Consider the following 14226-nt stretch of genomic DNA (forward strand, 5'->3'; position numbering starts at 1 on the left):
AGTGTGGCCAGCTCACATCGAGCGGTAATTTAATGACGATGCTCACAGGATGGTTACACTTTTCTAAATTTGTATTATAGAGGAAATTTATATAAAAGTCCTGTTAAATTATTCGGTGGTTTTTATAAGACTTGGCTTGACAACTGACATATGTGCTGTCACATTTTCCAAAGTTGCAAGCATTAACTCTCATACAAGTAGCTTTAATTTCTGTACTAGGTTAACATGCACGGGCGCACTTACGATGCTCATGCTATCTTTGTTTCAAAATTTTAATTAACACATGTCCGCAAATAGATATTCAGTATTTGATTATGGCGTAGGTATTATTATCAAGAGTTAATTTCAAGCTTATATCCTTTGCCGCGTATAACAACGATCTTGATGTTTGGATCAAACTCAAGTTTTTTTCTAAGTTTTGAAATGAACATATCCAGACTGCGGCCTACTATAACACCTTCGTCTTCCCATATCTCTTTTTGCAGCCGGCTTCGATCGATAGTCTCGTTTGGAGACAATGCGAAAATGCGTAGTACACGGCTTTCGGTTCCGGTCAACTCTATTGTTTGGTCATTGATCATAAGCTTTCGGTTCTTATCATCGAACAATACTGCGCCTAAAGTGAACAAATCGGTATGCTCACCGTCAGCAACATCTCTATGCCGTTTAACAGATCTAAAAAAAATGATTCCAGCAAAAACTAAAAATGACAGTCCGGCCAGGAAATATTCACTCCTTGCTGTATTTTGGCCCTGTGGTTTAAATTTAATGTTAATCATGTAACATGCTCTGGGCTGCTTTCTGCCTTTACAGGCTATGATATCCTCTTTTTTATCGTTTGATATTGCGTAACCAAAAGCTACACTGGCGTCGGCGCAATTCAACACGTTAACAATGTAATCCGTTGCGAGCGGATCTTTGACCAAGAAACGCTCAGTGGTAGAGATCAGAGAGTCGGGTTGAAAAGTAAGATCATTTTCAAACGAAATCTGGTACACATTGTCAGCGGTCTTTTTTATTGGAAGCACCCTTGATGTGCTGTCGCCGGACTGTAAAAGCAGCTCATGTCCAATTCGGCGTAGCAAAATTTCTCTTCTGGAAGCATCAAAGTCATCACTGCCCGCCATATTAAAAGCTGCGCTGATCACGCAGATAGAAGAGAGTAATAATAAGCCGCACAGGTACTTATGTTTTCCGGAAAGGAGATTTAGGCTAACAGGCATAATGTCAAAATTTTATTTACAAAGTTTACATTTTTATTTACAATCCAGATTCCTTTCGCTGTGAGATATCAAAGTAATATTGCTCATCAATTTTTGCCTTTTAGTGAATTTTAAGAGTAAATAAAACAAATTATGAAATCCTCGCACATGTATGCTTTGTTGCTGATGCTTTTTGTTTGCAATTCCTGCGGACAAAGCCAAACTGATCTGACCAAAGAAAATACCAAGTCTGAAACCAAAGACCTAGCCACTGCCTATGGGCCTAATGCAATGGTTCGTAATGTAAAAAAGGGCAGAAATGGTACCGTTTTAATTGCGGCATCATTTGCTGGTGTATTTCGGTACAATGGAAAATATTTTAATAATCTCACAACTAAATTAGGTTCACGTAGATTCTGGGATGTTCTGGAAGATCGAAGCGGAAACCTTTGGGTCGCTACAACTGATTCAGGTGTTTATTATTACGACGCCAGACGGGCACTCCCCAATCAGGCAAAATCCTTTCAACATTTTACAAACAGGGAGGGGCTTGCCAATAATGCGGTAATGTCTATTTATGAAGATAAAGCCGGCATTATTTGGTTCGGCACAGCAGGTGGAGTAAGCCGTTACGATCCCAAACGAACAAAATCATTTCGAAATTTTACAACGAAAGACGGACTTCCCAATAACAGTATTACGACTATTTTGGAAGACAAAACCGGGAAATTATGGATTGGTACAACAGGGGAGGCCTGTTTTTATGATGGAAAAACATTTGCCGTTTTCAGAAATAAGGACGGTAAAGCTTTCAACAACGTTTGGGGTATAACCGAAGATATAAAGGGTAATATTTGGTTCGGTGCAACGATAATTGAAGACAGAAAAGGTGATACGCTGATCGTTACAGCCGGTCTTTGGCGCTATGACGGCAGTGCCTTTACCAAAGTTAACCAGAGGGGTACTTCTGCTATAATCGCAGATAAAAAAGGAAACATCTGGACTACCGGTGCAGTAAATCCTAATGGGGTCGGGTCCTGGAAACTTTTCCGTTATGATCAAAAGTCTTTGTACAATAAAAAGCCCGCTGTAACCGAAATAATGTCAATAGAAAAAATGCTTTGTGGGATTTTGGAAGCTAGTGATGGAAGTATCTGGTTTGGATCTATAAACGGAGTGTATCGTTATGATGGAAAGAACATCACGGACTTTAAAAGTAAAGTGGGTCAGAAATAATGTGTATTGCCGACTTAAAGAACATTGTCAATTATTATTAATCAATATTATTTCTGAAGTATGAATCACAAGCTATCAATCACTCACTTATTTTTAATTATTGCTCCTTTGCTCTTTGATTGCCATGGATCTGCAAAAAAGGAAAAAGAAAATGCATCGGCAAGCTCATTATCCTTACATGTTGGGAATGAAAACTATGTTAAAATTGATGCAAAGGAAAGTGTTGTGACATGGAGGGGTTATAACCTAAATGGCTTAAATAGTCAAACAGGGTATGTCTATATATCAAAAGGAGAATTGCTGATTGAAAACGGCGAACTTATGGGTGGTACAGTTGAAGTCGACATGAATACAATTGAAGATAAAAACCATGGGCGTGATAATAAACTCGTTAACCACTTAAAGGACCCTGATTTTTTTAAGGTTGAAAAATTCCCCTTTTCTACAATTACTATTACCAGGGTTGCGTCAATAAATGGTGAGAATAGAAAAGTTACAGGGAACCTTACCATTAAATGTATCACCCACCCAGTTACTTTTCCAGTCAAAATGGAAGTAAAAGACGGAATTGTCAAAGCGGATAGCAAGCTGGTCATTGATAGAACACTATGGGATGTCCGATATAAATCAGGAAAGTTTTATGATAATTTGGCTAATCAGGCTATGTCGGATTCCATTGAATTCCATATCAAAATGGAAGCAAAAAATAAGACGAACTATTAAGGCGCTAAGCGTTTCTTTTGAAACACTATTTTGTGATACTGTTGTACAGGCAATATTTTTGTGTCGTATATCCAACTTCTTAGGTGCTAAAATCCATGGCAATCCGTAAAATCGGCCGAAGCGGCAACTTTTACATTTGGTTAACCTTCTTTTACCAATCGTTAACAGACGCCAAAATAACAACGTTTAACTTTACGGCCACAGCAGTGGCGGCCAGCGCTGCGGTCGAAATCCCTGTAAGCAAAAAGGGAAATAAAAGAAATGTGTTTGTACATACAGCTCCAATTTTACTACGCAAGATCCTTTCGAACGGCCCAATGCCGGTGCTTTCTGCGGCGGCCGCTGCCGTAACAATTTTCAATTGAACATTTGAGATAAATGACCATTCTGACCAAACTATCCATGAAAAACCAACGTTTCTTTCTGATTCTTTCCTTTCTGTTATTTGTATCTCATGTCCACGCGGATGATTTGGACGATTTTATTCGGAGCCAAATGAAGAAGCGGGGTATTCCTGGTTTATCCCTGGCAATCATTCAGGACGGAAAAATCCTGAAGGCTCAGTCATATGGATTTATTGATAAGGACGGAAGAGTGCCTGTCACGACCAGCACCTTGTTTCAGGCAGGCTCGGTTAGTAAATCGGTTGCAGCTATGGGCGCTCTTTATCTTGTTGAACATAATAAACTTTCTCTGGATGAAAATGTCAACGTAAAACTTAAAAGTTGGAAAGTTCCTGATAATGAATTTACAAATGACAAAAAGGTTACACTGCGCGGGATACTCAGTCATACTACTGGTCTTACAGTGCACGGATTCCCCGGATACGCTGTGGGCGCGAAGATCCCTTCAGTAGTTCAGATTCTGGATGGGACAGCCCCGGCCAATACACTGCCGGTTCGCGTAGACTTTGTTCCAGGCTCCCGTTGGAGGTATTCAGGTGGTGGTTATACCGTCATGCAACAACTGATGGTGGATGTGACTGGTGCCACTTTTCCGGAATTGATGAAAAACAATGTGCTTTCGCCACTTGGTATGAAAAATAGTACCTACCAACAACCTTTACCTGCGGAACTGGCAAAATTAACGGCAATCGGTCATTACAACAATCGAAGTGTAGTGGAAGGTCACTGGCACATTTATCCTGAGATGGCAGCAGCGGGGTTGTGGACTACGCCGTTGGATCTGGCCCGATTCGCGATTAGTATTCAGAATGCTTATGCAGGAAAATCGGGAGGTTTATTATCACAGTCCATGACCCGCCAAATGTTGACAAACCAGACGAACAGGGATGGACTGGGTGTTTTTTTGCAGGGTGACAGTACTACGCTCCGCTTCAATCACAATGGGCGAGACGAGGGTTTTGATGCATTACTTACCGCTAGTGTGGACAAACGACAAGGCATTGTGATCATGATCAACGCGAATGATAACTCGCTTATGATGGGCAGGATTGTTGATTTTATTGCTAATTATTACCACTGGGATGGATTTCCTGTAAAGACTAAACCGGTCGCGGTGGTTTTGGATTCCAAAACTTTGAAGCATTTCGAAGGTCGATATGAATTATTTAATAACCGAATTGTCACTTTTGAAGCTGACAAGCAACGACTTTTTACCTTGGAAGATGGTTTTGCTGATGAAGAATTCGTGCCAGTCGCTAATAATACGTTTACATCGACCGACCGCAATGTTTCTGTTACCTTCACTACCGGCGCTGATGGAAATGTGACTGGCTTCATGCTTAAAGACAAAGACCAAGGTCATGAGCGAAAGGTTGCACGTATTGGGCCGCTTGTCGATGCCCATAAAACCAATGCCGATCCTGATCCGTCACGCACACCCAAAATCATGGCGGCTTTGCAGGCTATGATAAAAGGTGGTAAAATGTTAGAAGAGGCATCAGGACTCACTTTGGGAGCTAAACGCGATTTTGCAGAAGGAATGCGAGAGCCGGAAACTTTGAAATCACTAACTTTTATTCATTCAGAAAACGTTGCAGGCCGGGGAATTAAACGCCATGAAAGCGACGTAAACGAAATAGTAACTTACCAATTGAATTCCAATCAGCCGGATACCTATATACTCCTCCATCTGACCTCAGACGGCCTAGTTACGGATTACGATTTCGTTGAAAATTAATAGCTATTTGAAGCGAATTATGCCGGTACTTCGTTGCCGGCAATATTTTTTTCAGAGGCTGTTTCCCCCTCTACGCATTGCAATAATCCCTTCCAGCTGACAAGCGATACCCCTGGCGCTACCAGAGATGTATATAAACGATCCACAAATTGTTTGTATACCAGAAAAGGAATACTCGACCTCCTGCCTGTCTTCCAACAACTGGATTCTGTCGACTACTTGCTGCTTTAGCTAGTAATAAACTGAATTCGGATGTTTCCATTGGCCTGACAATTACCTAACTGTTTTCTTCGCTTAACTAGGTGTCTTCTAGTAATTCGAAGCCTTAGTTCTTTTTATATAAAATTTATTGCTCCGTCGTAATCTTGGGCGAAAAAGCTTACATGAGCAATACATTGCATGATAAAATAAATTATGTCTTTTTTTTAGTGAGGGAAAATATAAAGGGTTACAAATATTTTCAATCAACACTTGTTTATTTAAACGGTGGTTTTTTAGAGACTTGCCATTGATCCGGGTCGCAAAGATTAGTAGCCTTTAACCTGGTCAGAGATATTGCCTAAAATCTTAAAATTTTCCGGCAGCAGCTGTGCTGTATACATACGGTTCTAGCGATTTTGGTTGTCCGAAATACTATATGTAAAGTTTGATGGACAATAATGTCGCTTTCTGTTAGATCCGGATCCAACAACTTAATAATCCTTCAAGCCGGTAGGGAATGCTATGCCAATTTCCTGAGATTTGGCATCGGCGGGAACTAGCCCAGGTCTACGGGTAATACTTTTTTCTCTCATTCTGTTATTTGTCGTGTACATAAAAACGGTGCTGTATTCAATAGTCATATTGTTGATTTTGACTGTGGGAATTTAAATGTTTTATAACGATCTTCAAACTTAACAAATGAAAAGGGAAAACATATACGCAGCATTGCTGCTGTTTGTTACCGGCGCTGCGTCGGCACAATTAGAACAAGAGGCACAGGTACTCGCATTGTCCGATACCATTTTCAGATGCGAGCTCAACAATCAGGTAGATTCACTTGTTGATGTATCTCGGTTTTTTAAGCAACCCTGCTGAATCGTTAGCTTCCCTGAATTTAAGATAATGTAAGACTAGACTCAAAAAGAGCTAATTTTGAAATGATTTTACAGTTGATTTAGTCTGATCGATAATCAATCACGCAACTAATGCCGACAATACATGTGGACAGACCAGCAAGTATTCAAGAAAATGATCTTTCCTGCCAGTTATTCGACACTATGTCCGTCTGCATTAGCGGAGTTTGTGGCAGAGTCTTATAGATTAAACAATGTTGATTGCTCGCTTTTAGTCCGCGGTGTAGGCGATACATACCTAATCAATTCACACCAAGGGCGCTTCATCCTTCGTCTTTATCGTTCGTCTCATCGGAGTTCCTCTAATGTTCAAGCGGAAGTAGGGCTGCTTTTTACTCTAAAGCACGCAGCTGTGCCCGTTTCATATCCTATCATTGACCGTCATGGCGAAGCTATCCAGACCATCAACGCGATTGAAGGGCAAAGATGTGCAGTACTTTTCAGTTACGCGCCTGGTCAGGCAGAAAGAACATTAAATGAACGGCAGCTGTACATTTTTGGTCAGCAAATGGCGCGTTTCCATAAGTTTTCGTCAGCGCTGACATTAACAGGAGACAGATGGACTTTTGATAACAATACGACGCTTTTTGATCCGTTGGCCAAGCTAAAAGCAGCATTTGAGAATGACCAAGAAAGTTACGCCTGGCTACAAAATGCAGCGCGTCGCGTTGCTAGCCATTTAGCTTCCATTGACACCTCAAAATTGACAACCGGATATTGTCATTTCGACTTCCTTCCCAAAAACATGCACTTTGTAGGAGATTCAATAACATTTTTGATTTTGACTTTATGGGGCGCGGTTGGTTGATGTATGACATCGCATCATTCTGGCAACACATGGCTATCGAAGTTTATGCAGGCCGTATGACGCAGCAGGCTTTTGATAACAACTATACTATTTTCCTTTCCGGATACCAATCACATCGGCCAATTAAAGAGCAAGAGCTGGCGGCAGTCCCATATCTCTCGCTTGGATTTTGGTTGTTTTATATGGGTTTTCATACAACCCATGATCAGTTTTACAGCTTTATACAGCCTGCGCAATTGAAAGTTTATGTCGCATTTTTGAAACATCTAGAGACGAAATTTTGGTTCTAAAAATAACATCGTTTGTTCAGCATTTACTAAAAGGCATTTTGAGATAATGACAAGCCTTGGTATTCTGGTTTGGGCCATTAACGTACCAAACTCTGACATCAATTTCGGTTGTCTGGAATACTACATGTAAGCTATCGATGCAATAAAATCTCTAAGCTAGGTCCGTCCGTTATAAACCAGAAAAGCTTTTGGTTTTTAGAGGTGTATATACTCCTCAGAATTTGCATGGGCAGTATTGAGTTTCCGTTCGGTTTTTTTTTCCCATTTGTCATTTACCATCGTACGTGGAAACGGTGCTTTCTCTGACCAAGCCATTGGTACTTAAAAAACGATGTTAAGGGAACTGCGGTATTTAAATTTTAAGAAGGTAAATGTGGGTTCTATCGGACTTATTAAATCTTAGACACATCTATTGATTTAGTTACTCATTGTGAATATTAATTAAATTATATAATTGTCTTACTAACAGTATTTATTAGGTGATAACTATACCATTTTTGATTTTTATGCAGAAAAAATACAGAGTGATAATTTCAATATTGCTTGTAATATTAGTTCCTCTTATGGGGTTCTTCATTTATTCCTTTCCGCCCATTCTAGCTTATAAGATTGCGATTGGTTCTTTGTTATTGATCTACGTTCTAAATTTTAAGATAGACTCTAGCTCTAAGGTATTTACTGCTAGTAAGATTGTAACGACAATCTTACTACTCTCATTTAATGTCTTTTTAAGTTTAGTAGCTTTTACTGAGCTTAACAAACGTTCCGTAAGTGAGGCACTTTTTTCGACAGATACTGCAGTTATCTTTGAGGATTCGAGTTTTCAAAATGTTCTTTTGAGAGCCCAGAGGGAGAATAAGCTCGTGTTCCTAGATTTATATACTACTTGGTGTGGGCCGTGTAAAATATTTAATCGTACAGTACTCAACGACAAGGAAATTGCGGGTCTTATGAACCCTGTCTTTGTTAATTTTAAGGGTGATGGTGAAAAAGGTGAAGGTATTGAAATTGCAAAAAGGTATAATGTATATGCGTATCCAACATTATTAGTGATCGATGCTCAAGGTAACGTTATTGAAGATATTATGAAAAATGGGTTACCTGGGAAAGAAGATATGAAGGGAATTTTAGATAAGTATAAAATAAAATAGTTAGCGATTGCAAGCCTCATGACTTGTCGCAAATAACCTCCGTTTTTTGGTTCCGAAAAACGGAGGTTAACAGAATATTTGAGTTTAAGCAATAACTCTCTTGTTTGATGTAAGTTTTAGAATTGTTTTGCACTGTTTTAACATAAATATTTCGCACAGGCTGGTTCATTCAATACTGCACGTAAAAGCGATATCACTAACATTCGAAAGCATTGATGGGAAGAACATTCGCTAATTTTCTAACAAGAATGTCTATCTAGGGATGATCAATTTAGGTTGTCGGGAATACTACATGTAAGGTTTTGGGAAAGTCAACCGATTTCCCCTGGTGGCAGCTGATCCACTTTAACAAGTTAATATTGTCTCTTCCCAATTGTTCTTGGCCATCATGCAGAAAGCGGACGTTTTCGAGTACGCGGAAGCGGTCTGAGGCGGTTCCGCGTTGTCCCTTGCTTAACGGTAAAATCGTGATTTCTGGCCATGAAAGCTCCTTAGTCGGTTAAGGTATAACGACGCAAAAAGATTTTCGTATTCTGGGAACCTTATACCGGTTTTATACGTCGCTTTAATGTAAGCATAATCTTATGATACTTGATAATATCCTTGATGCTAGCTCTTCAATCACAAATCTATCGGGGTTAGTGAATGGGCTGCGTGTTGCTGGAAAGTATTATTTGAAAAAATTCAATGACGAACTCGAAGATTTTGAGCATCATATTAAAAAAAATGATTTCTCTGGAATCTTATACCGAGGTAGTGTTAAAATAACTGTGTAAAGGTACCTGCGGTATGCGGCTAATTTATAACTTTATACAGTATGGAAAACAAAGAACAACTCAAACATGCGATTAGGTCGAATCTGGGTTCGATCAAATCAGGAAAAGACCTGACAAATCTTTTCCAGGAACTCTTCAAAGAGACCGTCCAGGAGCTTCTTCAAGCAGAAATGGACGAACACTTGGGCTATGAAAAACATGCTTCCAACAGCAGTCATTTTGCAAATAGCCGTAATGGTAAAATACGCAAGCAAGTGAAGAGTAAGTACGGTCTGACGGAAGTAGAGGTGCCGCGAGATCGTGACGGAAGTTTTTCTCCGCAGGTTCTACCCAAGCGAAGGCGGGTAATGGATGATATAGAGGATCATGTTCTTTCGCTTTATTCACACGGCATGAGCACCCGTGACATTGAAAATCATATCAAAGAGCTTTATGGCGTTGATATGAGCGAAGCAACCATTTCTCATATAACCGACCGGATCATTGAGCATATAGATCAGTGGAAAAGTCGGCGGTTAGAAGCTGTTTATATGGTTGTTTGGCCGCGGCGGCGGACCGCTAGATGCGGTGGTTTTTAAGGTCCGTCAGGAGGGTAAAGTCATAAACAAAGCGGTTCAAATCGCCGTTGGTCTTAATAACCAAGGCAGAAAAGAAGTACTGGGTATGTGGACTTGTCAAAACGAAAGTGCATCTTTCTGGATGAGCGTGTTGACCAACCTGAAAAGCCGAGGTGTTGAAGACATTTTAATCAGCAGTACCGATAATTTAAAAGGGTTTACAGATGCAATTAAGGCAGTTTTTCCTGAAACGAAAACCCAAATATGTATTGTGCACCAATTACGGAATTCGTTGAAATTTGTTGTTTGGAAAGACAAAAAAGCCGTTGCTTCTGCCTTGAAAAAGGTCTACGATGCGCCAGATGCAGAGATTGCCTATCGTGAACTGGAAGCTTTTGAGACGGTTTGGTCGAAAAAATACCCCTACGTCGGGCAATCCTGGAAGGCTAATTGGGAGAATCTGACTACTTTTTTCGAATTCCCAATGGAAATTAGAAAAATCATTTATACCACGAATATAATCGAAAATATCAACCGAATCGTTCGTAAATACACTAAGACTAAAACGTCTTTCACCAACGATTCGGCAATGGAAAAGGCAGTTTACCTAGCTCTAATGCAGGTTTCCAGAAAATGGACCATGCCACAGAGAAACTGGCCAATTATGCTTTTGCAATTTATTAATATATTCGGGCAGGAAAGATGTCAAATCAAAATTTAATCCCTTTGCACAGTTCTTTTAACACGGGGCTTACACAGTTAATTTAACGCTCTCTATACCGACTTTATGCGTTACTGCCTCCCAACACTGCTGATTGACATTGTTCTTTTGATGATAGGATAGCGGTTGGCAAGAAAACATCCCTGTGCATAATTGATGTGGTCAAAACCGCTTGTCTTATCAGGTTCTCCATTTTTATCATACGCTTGCTATTCAATGCTCTTAGTTAACCGTGGGCAATTATCAGTATTAATCTTCCCGCGTCTTCGGGTTAGACGTTTCAATGGCATAATTGTAACCTATTTGCTTCTATTTGTCAAATGCTTAATTTAGACGAAACTCTCCTCTGAAATATGAAAGAATCTCTCGAATCTGCCCGGAATATCCATCATATAATAATTGTGATTTGTACAATAGTAGTAATTTTTGCCATCTCCATTATCCCGAAACCTAATCCATACGAATGGGCGATAAATGACATTTTAACATTAGAGGATACCATTGTAAAATTGGTTCAGGCAAATGAACTGAGACTGGAATACGGAGAGAATTTTAAAGTCTACCCGAAACAAACAATTATTTCGTCAAAGGTTGAAGACAGCTTAATTAACCTAGTAGAGAGCAATAATAACACGGTAAGATATAACATTTCAATCAGCTCAGAAAATGAGAAGTTGATTGAAGGAAATCTGGAGACTGCTCGAAATAATTTAATTTATACAGAAGCCATGAGAGATACCATAGCGAAAGATAGCGTCAGGAGAAATACAGAGACGTTTGATTCTTTGGTGTCTGCGGCAAGGAGAGAATACTTAAAAACCTTAAAAACCCCAACTAATCGTAATCCCAAGTATTTCAAAAAAAGCTTCTATAAACGAATAATTAATCTTCCACCGCCTCAGGATTACGATCCTGAAAAAGTTAAACTTGTCGAACTCTCTAGTCTTTCACAAGAAATCCGCGATACCTTAATGTTCGATAAACTGATTGAGGAGGTATCAGTATTTTACTATGTATATAAAGCGAATGAACTTAAATCTGTCAGTGAGGTAAAAAAATTATTTTACGAAGAAGCATTAAAATTTAAAGAAAAGCCAACCGATGATGTTGATATTTCTGGGATAAAGGTTGCTGCCAAAAACATGTATATAATCGCTCCTATAATAATACTTGGTCTGCTAGTCTATTTATTAACACTTGTAATACATATTAACTCTATTCTTAAGTTATCCTCACAAGCCGAAGAAGCAAAAGAATTTCCTTGGTTGGCCTTATTTAACAATAAGTTTAGTGGATCGGTTATGAACGCTAGCCTATTTTTATTTCCCCTTATCACCTCATTTTTCATTGTATGGGCATCGGATTTTGAGCCATACCTTAAGGTATATTGGATAGTGGGCTATTTTGTATGTTTTACAACAGTACAGTATTTTCTTGATGTCAAAATTAACAAACTTAAAGACCGAGTTTACTCAAACCCATTTGTTAACAATCCGGTTACGTAGTATGGTCATATTGTTATTCTGTGTCATTGATATTCCTCGTAAATACGCTTGAAAGCCGCCGTAAATTCCTTTTTAACTTTTTTGCCTTCTAAATCCACATGAATTGCCTCAGAATAAACGAGCTTATCCGGCAATATTGAACGTGAAAAGTCTAAGGTGCTCGAATATCCGGGGTTCATAGAATTATACAGATTTTAAAGTATTTTGAACGAGGTACAATTGCACTGCTCTTTTTTCTTAATCGCCCACATCATCGCACTCTTTCATTAGTTGCTCGGGGGAATTGGCATATCTTACCTGTCCCAGTGGATTTAACTTTTGAATGTATCTTTCGTGAGCCTGTTAGCGGACCGGAAAATAATTGGATGGTCACTGAAGCCAACAATGAAAGCTATTGATACTGTAATACCTGCCTGGAAAATGACTCAGAAAAACAGGCATATTACCGTAGAATTAACTTTCCATTTTGATCCTAGTATTTAATATGCATGCAACGAATTTAAAAATCTGTTGGCTAAACCACTTGTTACCAGAAGTATGAGCAGAAAAGGAAATTGCTGGGATAACGCGGTTGCAGAAAGTTTTTTCAAAACGTTAAAAAACAGAATGCATTTACCAAAACAAGTTTATAAATAAGCAGCAAGCGGGAATTATTATTTTTGAATACATCGAAATCTGGCGGCCCGCGGTATAACAGAAAATGGCTGCATTCCGCCCTCGGGTATGTGTCTCCAAAAAAATTTGAAGAGCTTTTAAACAAACAGGAAATTGCGGCTTAACATTGTGTCCTTTTTATTGTTGCAATTCCAAATTTTACCTGATATCAAAAGGAAGTCAGCGTTCATAAAAACGGAGGTTTAGTTGGTAATAGAAGATTATGAGAAATTCTCCCATTTTTTTGTGTATACCTGTCCAAACCTGTTGTACACGAAAACAAATTACAGTATATTTAGAAAAGTTAAGAAACGTGTACTTTTACATATGGAAATTGGTTATGCAAGGGTGAGTACCCAGGAGCAAAATTTAGATTTGCAATTGGATGCTTTTGGCAAGGCAGGAATAAAGAAAATTTTTACGGATAAGGTGTCAGGTGTTAAATCAGAAAAGCCGAGTCTAAATGAATTGTTAAAATATGCCAGACCTGGGGATACAATTGTGGTCTGGCGACTTGACAGGTTAGGTCGAACTACTGTGCAGCTCATTCAATTTATTGAGGAGTTGAGCAGGCAAGGAATAAATTTGCGGTCGTTGACTGAGCCTGTTGATACAAGTACGGCCACAGGAACAATGATTGTGCAAATTTTCTGTGTGTTGGCCGAGCATGAGCGAAACGTTCTACGTGAACGTACCAAAGCAGGGTTGACTGCCGCACGTGCCAGAGGAAGAACCGGAGGAAGACCAACTGGCCTAGTTCCAAAATACGAAAACATCAAAGACCTGGTTAAAACATCATACAACGCTAAAACTGCTACTATCGAACAGATAATGAATGCGTATAATATTGGTTCCAAAAGTACATTGTATAAAATTTTAAAATCATAAAATGTGAGATGATAACGCTAACCATTGAGTTGCCCGAAGAAGAGACTTCTATTTTTAAGGAGTTTTTGAGTAAAATAAATGGTAAGATTATTTCGGAAGACAGGGTGCCAAACAAGGAAACTATTAAAGCGATGAAAGAGCTTAAAAGTGGGAAAGGAGTGAGGGTAGGAAGTGTTGATGAACTATTTGAAAGTATATGAAAATGTTTCAAATAGTTACTTTCACTGCATTTCTGAAAAATTTGAAATTGCTTAAAAAACGTAATTAAATGGGAGAACTTAAAAATGAAATTGAAGATATTGCACATTTTCAATTAGCCATACTAACAGGTAAAAGGGTTGAATTGTCAAGCCGGGATAAAAAGCAGCTACTTGCAAAGGTCGCTGAAATAGAGGAAATTTTGAGCCAGATGGGAAAAAAATTGAAATTAAAAATATTTAAATAAATTCATCAAACAT

14 protein-coding genes and 1 pseudogene are annotated in these 14226 nt (G+C 39.0%); 13 read left to right on the plus strand and 2 right to left on the minus strand.

The window, feature by feature from the left end:
• Positions 1-332: 332 nt before the first annotated feature.
• A complete protein-coding gene (locus tag AC1XUO_RS25960; RefSeq protein WP_483332756.1) occupies positions 333-1223 on the minus strand; it encodes a winged helix-turn-helix domain-containing protein in 891 nt (296 codons plus the stop codon).
• A gap of 132 nt (positions 1224-1355) precedes the next feature.
• Here AC1XUO_RS25960 and AC1XUO_RS25965 point away from each other — a divergent pair, with 132 nt between their 5' ends.
• The 4 genes from AC1XUO_RS25965 (at position 1356) to AC1XUO_RS25980 (ending at position 5303) form a co-directional block, all read left to right on the plus strand.
• Positions 1356-2438 (plus strand): ligand-binding sensor domain-containing protein, encoded by a 1083-nt coding sequence (locus AC1XUO_RS25965; RefSeq protein WP_483332757.1) that lies wholly within the window; start codon positions 1356-1358, stop codon positions 2436-2438.
• A 60-nt stretch (positions 2439-2498) separates the two neighbouring features.
• The gene (locus tag AC1XUO_RS25970) at positions 2499-3161 is read left to right on the plus strand and encodes a YceI family protein (RefSeq protein ID WP_483332758.1); all 663 of its coding nucleotides are present in this window, start codon (positions 2499-2501) and stop codon (positions 3159-3161) included.
• Between the two features lie 95 nt (positions 3162-3256).
• On the plus strand, positions 3257-3526 hold the full coding sequence (locus AC1XUO_RS25975) for a hypothetical protein (RefSeq protein ID WP_483332759.1): 270 nt from the start codon (positions 3257-3259) through the stop codon (positions 3524-3526).
• A gap of 13 nt (positions 3527-3539) precedes the next feature.
• Positions 3540-5303 carry a serine hydrolase domain-containing protein gene (locus AC1XUO_RS25980; RefSeq protein WP_483332760.1) on the plus strand — a complete coding sequence of 588 codons (1764 nt, stop codon included), beginning with the start codon at positions 3540-3542 and terminating at the stop codon, positions 5301-5303.
• A 692-nt stretch (positions 5304-5995) separates the two neighbouring features.
• Here the strand turns inward: AC1XUO_RS25980 and AC1XUO_RS25985 are convergent.
• The gene (locus AC1XUO_RS25985; protein WP_483332761.1) at positions 5996-6145 is read right to left on the minus strand and encodes a hypothetical protein; all 150 of its coding nucleotides are present in this window, start codon (positions 6143-6145) and stop codon (positions 5996-5998) included.
• A 388-nt stretch (positions 6146-6533) separates the two neighbouring features.
• Here AC1XUO_RS25985 and AC1XUO_RS25990 point away from each other — a divergent pair, with 388 nt between their 5' ends.
• From AC1XUO_RS25990 to AC1XUO_RS26030, 9 genes and pseudogenes are all read left to right on the plus strand, one after another.
• Positions 6534-7226, plus strand: coding sequence for a phosphotransferase enzyme family protein (locus AC1XUO_RS25990; RefSeq protein ID WP_483332890.1), 693 nt, complete (start codon positions 6534-6536; stop codon positions 7224-7226).
• Positions 7208-7516 (plus strand): hypothetical protein, encoded by a 309-nt coding sequence (locus tag AC1XUO_RS25995; RefSeq protein ID WP_483332762.1) that lies wholly within the window; start codon positions 7208-7210, stop codon positions 7514-7516. Before AC1XUO_RS25990 ends, AC1XUO_RS25995 begins: the two co-directional genes overlap by 19 nt.
• Positions 7517-8022: 506 nt before the next feature.
• Positions 8023-8667, plus strand: a complete 645-nt coding sequence (locus AC1XUO_RS26000; protein ID WP_483332763.1) for a thioredoxin family protein — start codon at positions 8023-8025, stop codon at positions 8665-8667.
• Positions 8668-9484: 817 nt separating this feature from the next.
• Positions 9485-10721, plus strand: a pseudogene (locus AC1XUO_RS26005) (IS256 family transposase).
• 353 nt (positions 10722-11074) lie between these two features.
• Positions 11075-12226, plus strand: a complete 1152-nt coding sequence (locus AC1XUO_RS26010) for a hypothetical protein (protein WP_483332764.1) — start codon at positions 11075-11077, stop codon at positions 12224-12226.
• A 628-nt stretch (positions 12227-12854) separates the two neighbouring features.
• Positions 12855-12920 carry a hypothetical protein gene (locus tag AC1XUO_RS26015; protein ID WP_483332891.1) on the plus strand — a complete coding sequence of 22 codons (66 nt, stop codon included), beginning with the start codon at positions 12855-12857 and terminating at the stop codon, positions 12918-12920.
• A gap of 287 nt (positions 12921-13207) precedes the next feature.
• Entirely contained in the window at positions 13208-13768 is a 561-nt protein-coding gene (locus AC1XUO_RS26020; protein ID WP_483332765.1) for a recombinase family protein, read from the plus strand.
• Positions 13769-13776: 8 nt separating this feature from the next.
• Complete coding sequence (locus AC1XUO_RS26025) at positions 13777-13968, plus strand: hypothetical protein (RefSeq protein ID WP_483332766.1); 192 nt, start codon at positions 13777-13779, stop codon at positions 13966-13968.
• A gap of 68 nt (positions 13969-14036) precedes the next feature.
• Entirely contained in the window at positions 14037-14213 is a 177-nt protein-coding gene (locus tag AC1XUO_RS26030; protein WP_483332767.1) for a hypothetical protein, read from the plus strand.
• Positions 14214-14226: the final 13 nt, after the last annotated feature.

Source organism: Dyadobacter sp. HNCC25DJ186, assembly GCF_056895235.1.

Coding starts and splice junctions, on each gene's coding strand:
- AC1XUO_RS25960 (WP_483332756.1), bottom strand. CDS start 1,223: ATGCCTGTTAGCCTAAATCTCCTTTCCGGAAAACATAAGTACCTGTGC.
- AC1XUO_RS25965 (WP_483332757.1), top strand. CDS start 1,356: ATGAAATCCTCGCACATGTATGCTTTGTTGCTGATGCTTTTTGTTTGC.
- AC1XUO_RS25970 (WP_483332758.1), top strand. CDS start 2,499: ATGAATCACAAGCTATCAATCACTCACTTATTTTTAATTATTGCTCCT.
- AC1XUO_RS25975 (WP_483332759.1), top strand. CDS start 3,257: ATGGCAATCCGTAAAATCGGCCGAAGCGGCAACTTTTACATTTGGTTA.
- AC1XUO_RS25980 (WP_483332760.1), top strand. CDS start 3,540: ATGACCATTCTGACCAAACTATCCATGAAAAACCAACGTTTCTTTCTG.
- AC1XUO_RS25985 (WP_483332761.1), bottom strand. CDS start 6,145: ATGACTATTGAATACAGCACCGTTTTTATGTACACGACAAATAACAGA.
- AC1XUO_RS25990 (WP_483332890.1), top strand. CDS start 6,534: ATGATCTTTCCTGCCAGTTATTCGACACTATGTCCGTCTGCATTAGCG.
- AC1XUO_RS25995 (WP_483332762.1), top strand. CDS start 7,208: ATGGGGCGCGGTTGGTTGATGTATGACATCGCATCATTCTGGCAACAC.
- AC1XUO_RS26000 (WP_483332763.1), top strand. CDS start 8,023: ATGCAGAAAAAATACAGAGTGATAATTTCAATATTGCTTGTAATATTA.
- AC1XUO_RS26010 (WP_483332764.1), top strand. CDS start 11,075: ATGAAAGAATCTCTCGAATCTGCCCGGAATATCCATCATATAATAATT.
- AC1XUO_RS26020 (WP_483332765.1), top strand. CDS start 13,208: ATGGAAATTGGTTATGCAAGGGTGAGTACCCAGGAGCAAAATTTAGAT.
- AC1XUO_RS26025 (WP_483332766.1), top strand. CDS start 13,777: ATGATAACGCTAACCATTGAGTTGCCCGAAGAAGAGACTTCTATTTTT.
- AC1XUO_RS26030 (WP_483332767.1), top strand. CDS start 14,037: ATGGGAGAACTTAAAAATGAAATTGAAGATATTGCACATTTTCAATTA.